The sequence below is a fragment of the Agrobacterium sp. MCAB5 genome (assembly GCF_052114365.1).
Classification (GTDB): domain Bacteria; phylum Pseudomonadota; class Alphaproteobacteria; order Rhizobiales; family Rhizobiaceae; genus Agrobacterium; species Agrobacterium tumefaciens.
In genome coordinates this window covers 109133-123505 of record NZ_JBFREP010000003.1, presented here as the reverse complement: position 1 = coordinate 123505, position 14373 = coordinate 109133, and the positions used below count along the sequence as shown (strand labels likewise).

The following is a 14373-nucleotide window of genomic DNA, read 5'->3' as shown; positions in this document are numbered from 1 at the left end:
TGTGCCTCTTTGTTACTTGAACCGGTTGCCGCGCTGCAGCACTTCGATCTTGTAGCCATCCGGATCGCAAATGAAGAAATATTTCGCGAAAGGCTGACCTTTATGGTCGGCTTCGATGATCTTGCCCGGAGACAGGCCAAGCTCGATGAAACGCTGATGTTCGGCATCCACATCGGCAACGCTGACCGCGAGATGGCCGTAGCCGTCACCCAGCGCATAGGGCACTTCGCGACCCCGGTTGACAGTCAGCTCCAGCTCGAAATCGCCTTCGGCATTGCTGAGATAGATCAGCGTGAAATTTTCGAACTCGGCACGTTCCGCAATCTCAAGCCCGAAAGCCTGCTTGTAAAACTCCACCGAACGCTTTTCTTCCAGCACCCGGACCATCGAGTGGATCAGCTTGGCCATGGTGTTTTCCTTCTGCTTCTTATCTCGTCGTCGTCCGGTTGTGCTCCGGACATTGCGGACCAAGGGGATAAAGACAGAGTGCCGTGCTTTCAACCCTAAAGACGGATTAAGGAGCAGGGGAAACCGCCCGATCACGGCAAATGTGATGGCGAAACAGTTGGCGCATGACCAGGGCACGCAGGCTTTCCGGTCAAAATGGCCCTCACATTTCGCCCCGCCGCTCTATCCTGAGTAGAGAACTCATGATACCGGCATATCCATGCGCCTTCTGTACCTCTGTCTTGGCTGGCTTATGGTCGCGACCGGCATCGTCGGCGCGTTTCTTCCCGTTTTGCCCACCACGCCATTTCTGCTGCTGGCGCTCTGGTGCTTTTCCCGCTCCTCACCGAAACTCGAGGCGTGGCTTCTGACCCACCCCCGATTCGGCCCGTCGCTTCGGCAATGGCGCGAACGCGGCGCAATTGCCCGCAAGGCGAAGATTGCGGCCCTGTCGGCCATGTGTGCGAGTTATGCCGCCTTCTGGTCCCTGAGCGACCCGCCGGCTCTGCGCGCGGCAATCGTTGCCGCCGTCATGCTCGGTTCTGCACTCTTCATCGTCACCCGGCCGGAAAGCTGAGGCGACATCACCTTTAATGCCTTGTCGCATTTCCTGACGGAAAACCGGGTTCCACTTTTCCTGGAAATGCTCTAACGATGCCTCGACTGCGGCAGCACATAAGGAATATGCCGAGCCGGCAGACGTCCGACGACGCCGCCAATGCCATAGACCCTTGCAATCGTCTCGTCGCTGATCGTGTCCAGCGATGGACCGCTCGCCGTTACCCGACCGCCATGCATGACGATAAGTTGATCGGCAAATTCTGCCGCAAGGTTGAGATCGTGCAGGATGGCAAGCACGAGACCGCCGCCAATAGCGAAATCCCGCGCCGTTTCCAGCACCGCGATCTGGTGGCCGATATCGAGACTGGCCGTCGGCTCGTCGAGAAAGAGAGCCCGCACCTCGCCGTTTTCCACGGGATGCGGCACCTGGGCGAGAGCGCGGGCAAATTGCACGCGCTGCTGCTCGCCGCCAGACAGCATGTTGTAGGAGCGCTGCTCGAACCCGCGAAGCCCGGCCCTGGCGAGCGCCCGGCGGGCCTGCTCTTCCGGCGCGCGCGACCCTTGCGCGACAGCGCCCATGCGCACGATTTCGAGCGCGGTGAAAGGAAAGGCAAGCTGGGTATGCTGCGGCAGAACGGCGCGGATGCGCGCAAGCTGAACCGGCGTAAACAACGGCAGGGCAACATCATTATAGGTCACTGAACCGGCCTCGGCACGCATCTCGCCGGACAGAACTTTCATCAGCGTCGATTTGCCGGCGCCGTTCGGACCGATAATGACATTGACCTTGCCGGGCTTCAGATCGACGCAGACCTCGTCGAGCAGACGGCGGCCGGAGCGGATGAGGGTGAGGTTTTCGGCCTGGATCATGACATGTTCCGCATGGAAAATCCGCCGCGGCCAAGCAGCAGGAACAGGAAGACCGGCGCGCCGATCAGCGCGGTGACCACACCGATGGGCAGTTCCGCCGGTGCCGCAACCGTGCGGGCAAAACTGTCGGCGAGAAGCAGAAGTGCGGCCCCGCCAAGTGCAGAGGCCGGCAGCAGGAAGCGGTGCGATGGGCCAATGGCAAGCCGCAGCAGATGCGGCACGACGATACCGACAAAACCGATGGAGCCGGCAGCCGCCACGCTTGCCCCGCAGGCAGCGGCAACGGCCAGAATGACGACTCGCTTCAGCCGCTGCACGGGAATGCCCATGTGAAAGGCCGCCGCATCGCCAAGGATCAGCGCATCCAGCCCCCTTGCGACAAAGGGAATGATGGCAAGCACGACGATGATGAACGGCAAGGTGGCGAGAACCTTGGCAGGGGTGGCCCCACCAAGCGAACCGAGAGACCAGAAGGTGATGTCGCGGAGCGCCCGGTCATCGGCCACAAAAATCATCAGGCCGGTCAGCGCACCGCTGATCGCCGCAACCGCAATACCGGCCAGAATAAGCGTTGTCGTGGAGGTGGCGCCATCCCTTGTGGCAATGACGTAAAGCAGCCAGGTATTCAAAAGCCCGCCGAAAAACGCCATCAGCGGCAGAAAATGCGGGCCGAAAAATACGGCGACGGTTGCAAGCGCACCTTCCCCAAGAGAGATTGCCGCAACCGCAAAAAGTGCTGCACCCGAGGTGACACCGACAATGCCGGGATCGGCCAGCGGATTGCGGAAAAGACCCTGCATCATGGCGCCCGAGACGCCAAGCCCAGCACCGATCAACATGCCGAGCGCCGTGCGCGGCAGTCGCACCGCCTCGAGAATGACTTTATCACGCGCATCGAGTTGATCCGCACTGCCAGTCAGATAGGCCCAGAGTTCGGAAATGCCCACACCCGTGGGCCCGCTGACGAGCGACACGCCACAGGCAAACAGCAGGATGCCAACGAGCGCGGCAAGGGTAATGACCCCCTGACGGGATCTGTCACCGGCAACCCTGCCCTCCGTGGAACTCAAGGCAGCAAGGCTCACGGCTTCACCACATCAGGGTAGAGCTTGTGCGCCAGTTCACGACCGGCGGCGGGCGTGCGCGGGCCAAAACCGATGAGGTAAAGCCCGTCCATGCTGATCAGCGCCTTCTCAGCAGCAGCCGGCGTGGACTGGAACGCGGGCAGCGCGAAAATCTCATCCGCCTTGCCAGCATGGTCGCCGCGCGCCATGGTCAGCACCACATCGGGCGCGGAGGCGATGACCGCCTCATCTGTCAACGGCTTGTACCCGCTGATTTCCTGCGCGGCATTGATGCCGCCGGCCATTTCGATGATCGCCGCCGCTTCGGTGCCCTTGCCCGCCGCCATGATGCGACCGCCGGCGCTGGAGAGCACGAAGAGCACACGCTTCCTGTTCTTTTCCGGCACGGCTGAGACGTCCTTGGCGAGCACATCAAGCCCGGCTTTGGTTTCCGCGGCCAACGCCTTTGCCTTGTCGGCAAGACCAACTGCCGCACCGACATCTTCGATCTTCCTGGGGATGGCGTCGCCGCTCGGCGGGGTATCGACGGTGACGAAAGGCACCGCACTGGCCTTGAGGATGGCAACGACATCCGCCGGGCCGGACCCATCTTCAGACAGGATGAGATCGGGCTTCTGCGACAGAATGCCCTCCGACGAGAGCGCCCGCATATAGCCGATATCGGGCTTGGACAGCACGTCCGCCGGATAGCTGCTGGTGCTGTCACGCGCAACGATGCGGTCGCTCGCGCCAAGCGCATAAAGGATTTCCGTTACCGTACCGCCGACTGCAACGATGCGTTTCGCCTCCGGATTGCCCTTGTCCGAAGCTCTAGCTCCGGGCGCGGCAACGGCGATGACGGCGGGCACGAGGGCGGCGAAAACGAACGAGCGAAGGCTTAAATTCAACATGACGCTATCCTGAAACACAAGCTGGCACGGGCGGATACGGGATTGCCCATCTTATTTAACTTGAGTTATTTGCACATGTTTATAGACGGCGCAATCGATAAGTGGAGTAAAATTGTTCGCTTTATCGTCAGCCTCTTTCCATCCACGCTTCGGCTGGATATCCTGACTGCAACTGTAAACTTAAAGGGAGACTTCCATGTTTATCGCAATGAACCGTTTTCGCGTCGTACCGGGCTATGAGGATACCTTTGAATCCATCTGGCGCGAGCGTAAATCGCACCTGAGCGAGCTGCCGGGCTATATCGAATTTCACATGCTGAAAGGCCCGAAGGCGGATGACCATACGCTCTATGCCTCGCACACCGTCTGGGCCACCAAGGACGATTTCCTGAGCTGGACCAAGTCCGAACAGTTCCGTGCCGCCCATGCCAAGGCCGGTGAGAACCGTGGCAAGGTCGAATATCTTTCGGGCCCGCATTTCGAAGGTTTTGACGTCATCATCCACGAAGACAAGAATGGCGAACGCCGTTCGATTGCCGCCTGAGGCTCGCCTATGAGCATTGCAGCACAAAAGACCGATGACCGGCAGGCCCGCGCTGCCGCAGCACTTGCCGAAAAGCCTGACGGCATCGTGGAAGCCATTGCCGCCAAGGCAGAGGTGACATCAGCCGAAATTCTGGCGATCCTGCCGCAAGGTGCGGCCGTTTCGGCTGGTTCCGATCAGTTCGACGCGATCTGGAACGAGATGCGCGGCTGGGGCGAAGTCCTGATGATCGTCCAGACCGGCGATATCGTGCTGGAAGTGCCGGGTGACCTGCCAGAGGGCAGCGAAAGCCACGGCTGGTTCAACATCCACGGGGACAGCCCCATCGGCGGCCACATCAAGAAGGACAATTGCACCGGCATCACCTTCGTCGATCGCGGCTTTCACGGCCGACGCTCCTGTTCCGTCTGGTTCATGAATGCCGCCGGCGGCGCCATGTTCAAGATTTTCGTCCGTCGCGACGAAAACAAGGAACTGCGTGGCGATCAGCTGGCGAAGTTCGAAGCGCTGCGGGACAGTTTCCGTGGCTAAGTGAATGGGAGGCTGCTGGTGGTGGCCTCCCTCCTTCCTCATCAATCCGCGATGGCTCAGCCCCACTCGTGAGGAAACATTCACCGGTTCATCGCCCGTTCAGTGCCGTTTTTTATCATCCGCTGAAATTCGATCAGCAGCACGGAGCAAGCACCATGAACGACCGCCAGCCACTTCTTTCGCGCCGGAATTTCGCAGGGCTCCTCGCGCTTGCACCGCTTTTTGCAGCGGGCGGTGCGGCTGCCGCACCCGCAAGCCTGCGCGGCAGCGTTTCCTATCGGGAGCGGATCGCCCTGCCGCCGGGCGCGACTGTTACGGTGCGCCTGATCGATGTCTCGCTGGCGGACGCGCCTTCGCAGACGATCGCCGAAACAACCATACGCCCGCGTGGGCAGGTGCCGGTACCCTTCGTTTTGCGTTATGACGACCGCGACATCCGTGGCCGCCGCTCCTATGCGCTCAGCGCCGAAATCCGCGAGGGCGACCGGCTGCTCTTCACCACCACGCGCCGTTACTCGGTTCTGGCCGGTGGGCGTGACGACACCGATCTCGTTCTGGAACGGGTGGCGGCGGCTCCAGGCAGGCCGGAGCCGCAGGCTGGCATTGAGGGGCGCTGGCTGGTGCAGGAAATCCGTGGCGAAAGGGTTCGCGGCCGCCGCGAGGCAACGCTGGAAATTTCCCGCGAGGGCCGCGTTTCCGGCAATGCCGGCTGCAACGGCATCGGCGGCGAGGTGAAGATAAGCCGCAACCGCGTCGATTTCGGCCGGATGATTTCCACCCAGATGGCCTGCGCTCCTGACATCATGCGCCAGGAAAGGCAGTTCATCGAAGCGCTGGAAGGTGCCCACTCCTTCCGGCTCGAACCGCGCCGCGGCACGCTGGAGTTGATCGACGGCCGCGGCCGCCCGGCCATGCGCCTGCGCCGCGCCTGAGAGTGGTAACGGCAGGCGGCAACGCCTGCCGCCGCCGTGCTGGCCGTGGAACATTCCATGTCGCTTCCGGCACGGCGCGGCCCCTTTTCCCGTCTTATGACTTTGCTGCACTCGTCTTGGCGCTTTGCTCCGCCACAGAGCTGCGCTATGGAACGCGCCAACTGCGCCGGTTCTCGCCGGTGCAAAGTCTTTGAGGGAAAACGAATGACAACCTATGTTCTGACAGTAGCCTGCAAATCGACCCGCGGCATCGTCGCCGCGATTTCCGGTTATCTGGCGGAAAAGGGCTGCAACATCGTCGACAGTTCGCAGTTTGACGACCTCGAGACCGGCAAGTTCTTCATGCGCGTTTCCTTCATTTCCGAAGAGGGCGCGACGATGCAGGCCATCACCGAGGGCTTTCAGCCGGTGGCGGAAAAATTTGGTATGGAAGCCCGCATCTATAGCGACGGCCAGCGCATGAAAACACTTCTGATGGTGTCCCGCTTCGGCCATTGCCTCAACGATCTGCTCTACCGCTGGAAGATCGGCGCGCTGCCGATCGATATCGTCGGCGTCGTCTCCAACCATTTCGAATATCAGAAAGTGGTGGTCAACCACGACATTCCCTTCCACCACATCAAGGTAACGAAGGAAAACAAGCCGCAGGCCGAAGCGCAGCTGATGGACCTGATCGAGACCAGCGGCACCGAACTGGTGGTGCTGGCGCGTTACATGCAGGTGCTGTCCGATAACATGTGCCGCAAGATGTCGGGCCGGATCATCAACATCCACCACTCCTTCCTGCCATCCTTCAAGGGCGCCAACCCCTACAAGCAGGCCTATGACCGAGGTGTAAAGCTGATCGGCGCGACAGCCCATTACGTCACCGCCGATCTGGACGAAGGCCCGATCATCGAGCAGGACACGGTGCGCGTTACCCATGCCCAATCTGCCGAAGACTATGTCTCTCTTGGCCGTGATGTGGAAAGCCAGGTACTGGCACGCGCCATCCATGCCCACATCCACCACCGCACCTTCATCAACGGCAACCGCACCGTAGTCTTCCCGCCAAGCCCGGGCAGCTACGCTTCGGAACGGATGGGCTAATACGCCACGACAACAACGCGGAATTATTTTTACCGACCGGCAACCGAGCATCCCATGTGACCGTTTCTTCACTGTAGCCCAACAGCGAGGTCTCTCACATGAAAAAACTCGTCATTGCCGGCGCCGCGTTTCTCATCGCGGCGGGGTCCAGCTTCGCCCAGCAGCCGCCACCACCGCCGGGACCAGCGGACGCTGGTTCAAGGGTGGATGCGCCGCCGCCACCTCCTCCGCCCGGCCCTGGTGGTCCGAGGGAAGCAGGCTGGCGGGACGGCCCGCATGGCAGGAGAATGCCACCCCCGCCCTCCAAGGCAGCGCATTTCAGGATTGAAGACGGCGAGCGCAAAATCGACGTCAAATGTGCCGATGACGAGCCGATGAAGGCCTGCGCTGACATCATGATGCAGATTATCGATAAGATGAACGAATAGGACCGCGAGTCTCATCCAAGGGGACGGCGCAGCAGTGCCGCCTCAGGAAAACTTTACCCGGGCCCTTAAGCCCCGCCCTCCCGCGCCGTCCTCCAGCGTCAGTCGCCCGCCGAACAGCCCGGCGATCTCCTCGATGATCGCAAGGCCGAGGCCGGCGCCGGGGGCGGCGTTGGCTTCGCCGCGGGCGAAGCGCTGGCGCACGATGGCGCGTTTTTCCGTGGGTATGCCGGGGCCGTTATCTTCAACTTCCAGCCAGACGGCGCCCGCTTGCCTGCCGACGCGCACGGTGACTTCCGCACCACGCCCCGCGTAGTTGATGGCATTGGAAACGAGATTGCCGATCAGTTCACCGATAAGGAGCGGCTCGGCGAGAATTGTCGCTTCGCCCTCGCCTTCGAAACCGAGATCGATGCCGGCGTCGGCCGCGCGTGGCACGAAATCTGCCGTCACGTTTTGCGCGACGGCCACCAAGTCTATCGCGGAAAAATCGTGTTTTTCGCTCGAACCGGCGGCATCGATATTTGCCATGCGCAGCAACTGGGCGAGGATGTGTTCGGCATGGGCCACCGAAGCGCCGCCCTTGCGCGCCGCCGCCTGCGCGTCTTCGAGACTTGCGGCGCGGGCGGAAAGCGCAAGCTGGGTGCTGATGATGGCAAGCGGCGTGCGCAATTGATGGCTGGCATTGCCGGTGAAATGCCTGAGCGCATCGAGCGCCGATTGCAGCCGCACCATGAAGGAATTGACCGTTTCCACCAGATTTTCCACCTCCACCGGCACTGATTGCCGAATTGGATGCAGGTCGTTGGGGCTGCGCTCGGCAATCGCCTCGCTGAGCCGGTAAAGCGGCCGGAGCGAAATCGTCACCGCGATCCAGACGATGATCGCCGCGCCCACGATCATGAACAGCAGGCGCAAGGCCGAGCGCAGGATGATGGCCTGCGCAAGCTGGCTGCGGGCGATCGTCGTTTCAGCCACCGTCACGGAAAAGGGCACGGAATTGATGCCGGTGGAAGCAAAACGGCGGATCGCGGCGATGCGGATCGGCTCGTCACGAAACACGGCATCGCGATAGGCAGGCGTTTCTCCGGCCGGATTCTCCACCGTTGGCAGGTTCTGGTAACCGGTGAGAAATTGCCCGCTTGGCCCGTCGACACGATAAAAAACCCGGTCCTGCGCCGCTGATGTCAGCATTTCCAGCGCGACATAGGGAATATCGACCTCCAGCGAGCCGTCTTCGGCCACCACCACCCGCTCGGCAATCGCAAGCGCGGAACCTGACAGCACCCGGTCGGAGACGACATTGGCCGTATTGACCGCCTCGCGCCAGGTATCAGTGAGCGCAACGCAGCCGATGATGGCGGTGGAGATGAGAAGCCAGCCTAAAAGACGCCGCCTGAGCGAATAGGCGGCCTGTCTCATTCAGCCATCTCCGGCAGCTTTTCCAGATAATAGCCGATGCCACGCGCCGTCTTCACCGTCAGCCCGTGGGGGGCAAGCCGCTTGCGCAGCCGGCTGACATATTGCTCGATGGCGTTGCCTGATATCTCGTCGTCGAAACCGGTCAGCGATTGCACGATCGCCTCCTTGGCAACCACCTTGCCCGCCCGCATGAACAGCACCTCGAGCAGCGCCACTTCACGCGCCGGAATATCGAGCGGGCGCCCATCGGCTGAAAAGGTGCGGGATGTGAGGTCGAACAGGACTTTGCCGAAGCCGAGCGTAGAAGAGCGCAGGCCGGCATTGCGACGCAGCAGCACCCGCACCCTCGCCTCAAATTCGGTGATGTCGAAGGGCTTGATCATGTAGTCGTCGGCGCCGAGATCGAGCCCCTTGACCTTCTCCTCCGGCGTGCCACGCGCCGTCAGGATCAGCACCGCCGCCTTGTCCTGGCGCGAGCGCATGGAGCGCAGCACCTCGATGCCGTCCATTTCCGGCAGGTTGAGATCGAGAATGACGAGATCGAAATTTTCCGCCGCAATCGCCGCGTCGGCGGAAGCGCCGTCTGAAACGACATCCACCGCATAACCGCTGCCGCGCAGAAGCGCACACAGCCCTTCCGACAGCACCTGATTGTCCTCGACCAGCAAAATACGCAATTCTTCCTCCCGCAACATTGCCGAGCTTATCCAAGCCCTTGGCGCTTGTGAATGGCAAGCGCGTGCGGCATGATCTTTTCCATGCGTATCGCCGTTTTTCTCTGTCTCTGTCTTTGCATGGCCTCACCGGCGCCTGCACAAGTCGCCGTTTTCCCTGCACCATCAGGCAAGGCGGATGCGGAAACGCTGGTGGTTTATTCCTCGCTGGACGAACCGCTGGCCACGCCGATGATCGAGGGTTTCCAGAAGGCCAACCCCGATATCGCTGTCCATTACGAGGACATGCTGACCGGCGAAATCTATGATCGCATCGTGAAAGAAACCGATGCGGGCAAAAAGACCGCCGATTTCGCCTTTTCATCCGCCATGGATTTGCAGGTGAAGTTGAGCAATGACGGTTACGCCCAGCGCTCCGACCTTGCCATGAGCGCGCGCTGGCCCACCTGGGCCAACTGGCGCAACACCGCCTATGCGCTGACCTTCGAGCCGGCGGTGTTCGTGTATCACAAGCCGAGCTTCACCACCGAAAAGCCGCCCGCCACCCGTGCCGAATTCGTCGATTATCTTGAGCGCCACGCCAAGGAAGTGCATGGCCGCATCGCTACCTATGACATTGAGCGCTCCGGCGTCGGCTTCCTGTTCATGTCGCGCGATCAGGAGCAGTTCGGCGATATATGGAGCGTCATCAAGGCTATGGGCGCGGCCGGCGTGAAGGTCTATTCCACGTCATCCGCCATTCTGGAGCGTGTCTCCGACGGGCGCTTCGTGCTGGGCTACAATATTCTCGGTTCCTACGCGGCCGACTGGGCCTCGCGCCATCCCGACGTCGGCATCGTTCTGCCCAAGGACTATACCGTGGTCATGTCGCGCATCGGGCTGGTGCCGGAAGCCGCCGCCAACCCGGCGCTCGGCCGCCGCTATCTCGAATTCTTCATGTCCAAGGAGGGCCAGACGATCATGGCCCGGCAATTGCAGATCCCCGCCGTCAGCCCTGACGTGGCGGGCGAAAACACCGCCAACACCATGCAGGCGATCCACGGCGCACAATTGCGCCCCGTGCCCGTCAGCCCGGGCCTGATGGTCTATCTGGATCAGGTCAAGCGCAGCCGCCTGATCGAGCGTTGGAACGAGGCGCTACGCTCGCAATAGTAGACGGCAAGCACAAATTAATAGAGAGTAAATGCGCAAGGACTTGCGGTGCGTCAGTTAGATGACAGCTTTTTATGATGCTCTGCAATCCTTCTTCATTCCGTGGAGGCGGAAGAAGATGCGGGAGGAAATCTTGAGGACCGTAGAGCTCCGCGCTGCCCTGGCAGCGTCAGGATAGGCACGGCCTAAAACTCCCTTCCGCATAAACGAAAAACGACGCCCAAAAAGGGCATCCTGAGGAGGGTTTTCTAAGTGAAACATTTTCTTATCGGCACATTTCTGGCAGGCGTGATTGCGCTTCCGGCGGTCGCAGCGGACTACACCATCATCGCGCCGGCCAATCCCGGCGGCGGCTGGGACCAGACCGCTCGTTCCCTGCAGACCGTGCTGCAGGAAGAAGGCATTTCCAAGAGCGTTCAGGTGCAGAACGTGCCAGGTGCCGGCGGCACCATCGGTCTTGCACAGTTCGCCAGCCAGCAGAAGGGCAACCCGAACGCCCTCATCGTCGGCGGTTACGTGATGGTCGGCGCGATCCTCACCAACAAGGCGCCCGTCACCCTCAAGGAAGTGACGCCAATCGCCCGCCTGACCGGTGAATATGAAGCAATCGTCGTTCCGGCATCCTCGCCGCTGAAAACCATCGGCGACCTCGTCGACCAGCTCAAAAAAGATCCGGGCAGCGTGTCCTGGGGCGGCGGCTCGGCCGGCGGCACCGATCATATCGCTGTTGGCCTGATCGCCAAGGCGGCCGGCGTCGATCCGACCAAGATCAACTACATCGCCTATTCCGGCGGCGGCGAAGCGCTTGCCTCGATCCTCGGCTCGCAGGTCACTGCCGGCATTTCGAGCTACGGCGAATTCGAAAGCCAGGTCAAGGCGGGCACGTTGCGCCTGCTGGCCGTTTCCAGCGAAGAGAAGCTGGAAGGCGTTGACGCACCGACGCTCAAGGAAAGCGGCCTCGACGTCGTCGTACAGAACTGGCGCATGGTCGCTGCTCCTCCCGGCCTGACGCCGGAACAGGAAAAGGCCGTCAGCGCCGATATCGAGAAGCTGGCGAAATCCGCAAAGTGGCAGGAAACGCTGAAGACCAAGAGCTGGATGGATACCTATCTTTCCGGTGACGAGTTCAAGGCGCAGCTTGCCAAGGACACCGACGCCACCGCCGCCATCCTCAAAGAAATCGGACTGGTAAAATGAGCCAGGGTTCCAACCCTTCACAACATCAAGAGCGCCGCCCTGACTGGGCGGCGCTGGCGATCGCCGTAGCCCTCGTCCTTATCGCCTGCGTGATCTTCTGGGACAGTGCGCGTCTCGCCAGCGTCACCGGCTACTCGCCGGTCGGTCCGGCAACGGTCCCCTACGCCATCGCCTTCTGTCTTGTCGGCCTTGCGCTCTGGACGGCCATCGAAGCCTGGCGCGGTGATTTTCCTGAACGGGACAAACAGGAAGTCGCCCCGGTCATATGGGTCGTCGCCGGCCTTGCCGCGCAGATGCTGTTGCTGAACGTCGCCGGTTTCTCCATCGCCACCGGTCTCCTGTTTGCGTTTACGGCGCGCGCCTTCGGCAAACGCAAGCTCTGGTATTCGATCCCCATCGGCATCGCTCTGAGCTTCGTCATCTGGATCATCTTTGCGCGGCTGCTGCAGCTTTCTTTGCCTGCCGGGCCTCTGGAACGGCTGTTGTTCTAACAGCCATTCCGACCAAAATTCGAGATCACAGGAAACCGCCGGCGCGCGATGACGCAAACGCCAGCCGTTCCGCCCGCCCATCTGCTCGACTTGGGGGACATCTGTCCATGAGTACGTTTGAATTCCTGCTGCACGGTCTTGAGGTTGCTGCCCAACCCATGAACCTGCTCTATGCGCTGATCGGCGTGACACTCGGCACTGCCGTCGGCGTTCTGCCCGGCATCGGGCCGGCGCTGACGGTCGCTCTGCTTCTGCCCGTTACATACCGGCTTGATCCCGCCGGTTCGCTCATCATGTTCGCCGGCATCTATTATGGCGGCATGTATGGCGGATCGACCACCTCGATCCTGCTCAACACGCCGGGCGAAAGCGCATCGATCGTTACTGCGCTCGAAGGCAACAAGATGGCCCGTGCGGGCCGCGGCGGTCCGGCACTTGCCACCGCCGCCATCGGCTCCTTCGTCGCTGGTCTCATCGCCACCGTCGCTCTCGCCTTTGTTGCACCCTATATCGTCAAGCTGGCGCTGGTTTTCGGCCCGCGCGAATATTTCGCGCTGATGGTGCTCGCTTTTGTCACCGTCTCCTCGGCTTTCGGAGATTCGGCACTGCGCGGCCTTACCTCGCTGTTCATCGGCTTCGCGCTCGCCATCGTCGGTATCGACCAGTTGACCGGCCAGACCCGCATGAGCTTCGGCATTCCCGACCTTCTCGACGGCGTGGAAGTGACGACGCTTGCGGTGGCCATGTTCGCCATCGGCGAGACGCTGTTCATCGTTGCGCAGGGCCAGAGTGGCGACGAGAAGGTCGAAGCGGTCAAGGGTTCGGTCTGGATGAGTGCGCAGGACTGGGCGCGTTCCTGGAAACCCTGGTTGCGCGGCACATTGATCGGCTTCCCGATTGGCGCCATGCCTGCCGGTGGGGCTGAAATCGGCACCTTCCTTTCCTATGCAACCGAAAAGCGGCTCAGCAAACATCCGGAAGAATTCGGCCATGGCGCCATCGAAGGGGTTGCCGGCCCGGAAGCCGCCAACAATGCGTCCGCTGCCGGTACGCTCGTGCCCCTCCTGACGCTCGGCCTGCCGACGACGGCAACCGCTGCCATCATGCTCGCCGGTTTCCAGCAGTTCGGTCTTCAGCCCGGCCCGCTGCTGTTTGCCACCAATCCGCAGCTGGTCTGGGGCCTTATCGCCAGCCTGTTCATTGCCAACCTGATGCTGCTGGTGCTCAATCTGCCACTCATCGGCCTGTGGGTGAAGCTGCTGACCATCCCGAAACCCTGGCTCTATGCCGGCATCCTGCTGTTTGCGACGCTCGGCACCATCGGCGCCAACCCGTCCGTGTTCGAACTCGGCATGCTGCTCGCCTTCGGTATCCTCGGTTACATCATGCGCATCTTCGGTTATCCGATCGCGCCTGCCGTGGTCGGCCTCATCCTCGGGCCGCTTGCCGAACAGCAGCTTCGCCGTGCACTCGCCATCGGCCAGGGCGACCCGACCGTGCTGCTCACCTCACCGATTGCCGTCGGCCTGTTCCTTGTCGCAGCCGCCGCCTTCATCGTCCCGCTCATCATGCGCATCCGCGGCCGCGGCGAGGTGCTGACGCAGCTTGCCGCCAACGAGGACTGATAACAAACAGCCTCCCAAGGCAACTGGCCCCGTCTCCTTCCGGATGCGGGGCCCTTTTTATTCACGGCAACGGGATGTGTGGCGCAGGCACAGCCGTGATAGTATTCCTGTCCAACGCAGGAGAAAAACATGCGCAAGATCGCGATCATGCTGGTTCTGGGCCTTGCCGGCTGCGCCACCGCGGCACCCGACGTGCAACCCATTCCGGGCAGCATCACCTATGGCGGACAACCCCACACCAAATTGACCAAGTCACCCATCGGCAGCACGCTCAGCCACGAATTCGTCATGGGCGACGGCCGCCTGGCGATTGAAACCTACCGCATCCAGCCTGACCGGTCGCTGAAACTGGAAAGACGCGAGATTGTGGGTGACTGGCCGCCGAATTGAGAAAAGATACGGCCCCTGATGTGGCTCCGGGGTATGCTTCCGGTGCCA

Annotated in this window: 17 protein-coding genes; 11 read left to right on the top strand and 6 right to left on the bottom strand. The window is 61.5% G+C overall.

All coding sequences use genetic code 11. The features are described from left to right. Positions 1-12 precede the first annotated feature (12 nt). Positions 13-408 carry a VOC family protein gene (locus AB4Z23_RS08305; RefSeq protein WP_003514001.1) on the bottom strand — a complete coding sequence of 132 codons (396 nt, stop codon included), beginning with the start codon at positions 406-408 and terminating at the stop codon, positions 13-15. 259 nt (positions 409-667) lie between these two features. Between AB4Z23_RS08305 and AB4Z23_RS08300 the strand changes: the two genes are divergently transcribed. Then, complete coding sequence (locus tag AB4Z23_RS08300) at positions 668-1024, top strand: YbaN family protein (RefSeq protein ID WP_421477394.1); 357 nt, start codon at positions 668-670, stop codon at positions 1022-1024. 71 nt (positions 1025-1095) lie between these two features. Here the strand turns inward: AB4Z23_RS08300 and AB4Z23_RS08295 are convergent, their stop codons facing one another. Genes AB4Z23_RS08295 through AB4Z23_RS08285 form a run of 3 tightly spaced genes read right to left on the bottom strand, consistent with a single transcriptional unit; the run spans position 1096 to position 3853 of the window. Next, positions 1096-1878 carry a heme ABC transporter ATP-binding protein gene (locus AB4Z23_RS08295; RefSeq protein ID WP_065662145.1) on the bottom strand — a complete coding sequence of 261 codons (783 nt, stop codon included), beginning with the start codon at positions 1876-1878 and terminating at the stop codon, positions 1096-1098. After that, positions 1875-2963, bottom strand: a complete 1089-nt coding sequence (locus AB4Z23_RS08290) for a FecCD family ABC transporter permease (protein ID WP_013636748.1) — start codon at positions 2961-2963, stop codon at positions 1875-1877. Before AB4Z23_RS08290 ends, AB4Z23_RS08295 begins: the two co-directional genes overlap by 4 nt. Next, positions 2960-3853: a heme/hemin ABC transporter substrate-binding protein gene (locus tag AB4Z23_RS08285; RefSeq protein ID WP_003514008.1), complete on the bottom strand. Its 894-nt coding sequence runs from the start codon at positions 3851-3853 to the stop codon at positions 2960-2962. Before AB4Z23_RS08285 ends, AB4Z23_RS08290 begins: the two co-directional genes overlap by 4 nt. Before the next feature lie 196 nt (positions 3854-4049). On the opposite strand from AB4Z23_RS08285, the gene AB4Z23_RS08280 reads away from it, so the two are divergent. The 5 genes from AB4Z23_RS08280 to AB4Z23_RS08260 all read left to right on the top strand — a co-directional run bounded on the left by AB4Z23_RS08280 (position 4050) and on the right by AB4Z23_RS08260 (position 7377). Continuing rightward, positions 4050-4397: an antibiotic biosynthesis monooxygenase family protein gene (locus tag AB4Z23_RS08280; RefSeq protein ID WP_003514016.1), complete on the top strand. Its 348-nt coding sequence runs from the start codon at positions 4050-4052 to the stop codon at positions 4395-4397. Positions 4398-4406: 9 nt separating this feature from the next. After that, positions 4407-4928, top strand: coding sequence for a heme utilization cystosolic carrier protein HutX (gene hutX, locus AB4Z23_RS08275; protein ID WP_013636749.1), 522 nt, complete (start codon positions 4407-4409; stop codon positions 4926-4928). Positions 4929-5083: 155 nt separating this feature from the next. Next, positions 5084-5860 (top strand): YbaY family lipoprotein, encoded by a 777-nt coding sequence (locus tag AB4Z23_RS08270; protein WP_112675667.1) that lies wholly within the window; start codon positions 5084-5086, stop codon positions 5858-5860. A gap of 204 nt (positions 5861-6064) precedes the next feature. Continuing rightward, entirely contained in the window at positions 6065-6949 is an 885-nt protein-coding gene (gene purU / locus AB4Z23_RS08265; RefSeq protein ID WP_003514019.1) for a formyltetrahydrofolate deformylase, read from the top strand. 98 nt (positions 6950-7047) lie between these two features. Beyond that, positions 7048-7377 carry a hypothetical protein gene (locus AB4Z23_RS08260; protein ID WP_013636751.1) on the top strand — a complete coding sequence of 110 codons (330 nt, stop codon included), beginning with the start codon at positions 7048-7050 and terminating at the stop codon, positions 7375-7377. A gap of 42 nt (positions 7378-7419) precedes the next feature. Here AB4Z23_RS08260 and AB4Z23_RS08255 read toward each other — a convergent pair whose 3' ends face one another. Together AB4Z23_RS08255 and AB4Z23_RS08250 are read right to left on the bottom strand one after the other, a co-directional pair. Then, a complete protein-coding gene (locus AB4Z23_RS08255) occupies positions 7420-8796 on the bottom strand; it encodes a sensor histidine kinase (RefSeq protein ID WP_421477396.1) in 1377 nt (458 codons plus the stop codon). Next, positions 8793-9473 (bottom strand): response regulator, encoded by a 681-nt coding sequence (locus tag AB4Z23_RS08250; RefSeq protein ID WP_025594373.1) that lies wholly within the window; start codon positions 9471-9473, stop codon positions 8793-8795. The genes AB4Z23_RS08255 and AB4Z23_RS08250 overlap by 4 nt, the downstream gene beginning before the upstream one ends. A 69-nt stretch (positions 9474-9542) precedes the next feature. On the opposite strand from AB4Z23_RS08250, the gene AB4Z23_RS08245 reads away from it, so the two are divergent. The 5 genes from AB4Z23_RS08245 to AB4Z23_RS08225 all read left to right on the top strand — a co-directional run bounded on the left by AB4Z23_RS08245 (position 9543) and on the right by AB4Z23_RS08225 (position 14325). After that, on the top strand, positions 9543-10622 hold the full coding sequence (locus AB4Z23_RS08245) for an ABC transporter substrate-binding protein (RefSeq protein WP_421477420.1): 1080 nt from the start codon (positions 9543-9545) through the stop codon (positions 10620-10622). A gap of 252 nt (positions 10623-10874) precedes the next feature. Next, positions 10875-11819 carry a Bug family tripartite tricarboxylate transporter substrate binding protein gene (locus tag AB4Z23_RS08240; protein WP_003514032.1) on the top strand — a complete coding sequence of 315 codons (945 nt, stop codon included), beginning with the start codon at positions 10875-10877 and terminating at the stop codon, positions 11817-11819. Further along, a complete protein-coding gene (locus AB4Z23_RS08235; protein ID WP_013636754.1) occupies positions 11816-12310 on the top strand; it encodes a tripartite tricarboxylate transporter TctB family protein in 495 nt (164 codons plus the stop codon). Before AB4Z23_RS08240 ends, AB4Z23_RS08235 begins: the two co-directional genes overlap by 4 nt. Positions 12311-12417: 107 nt before the next feature. Then, positions 12418-13935, top strand: coding sequence for a tripartite tricarboxylate transporter permease (locus tag AB4Z23_RS08230; protein ID WP_003514036.1), 1518 nt, complete (start codon positions 12418-12420; stop codon positions 13933-13935). A 129-nt stretch (positions 13936-14064) separates the two neighbouring features. Next, positions 14065-14325: a hypothetical protein gene (locus AB4Z23_RS08225; protein ID WP_003514037.1), complete on the top strand. Its 261-nt coding sequence runs from the start codon at positions 14065-14067 to the stop codon at positions 14323-14325. Positions 14326-14373: the final 48 nt, after the last annotated feature.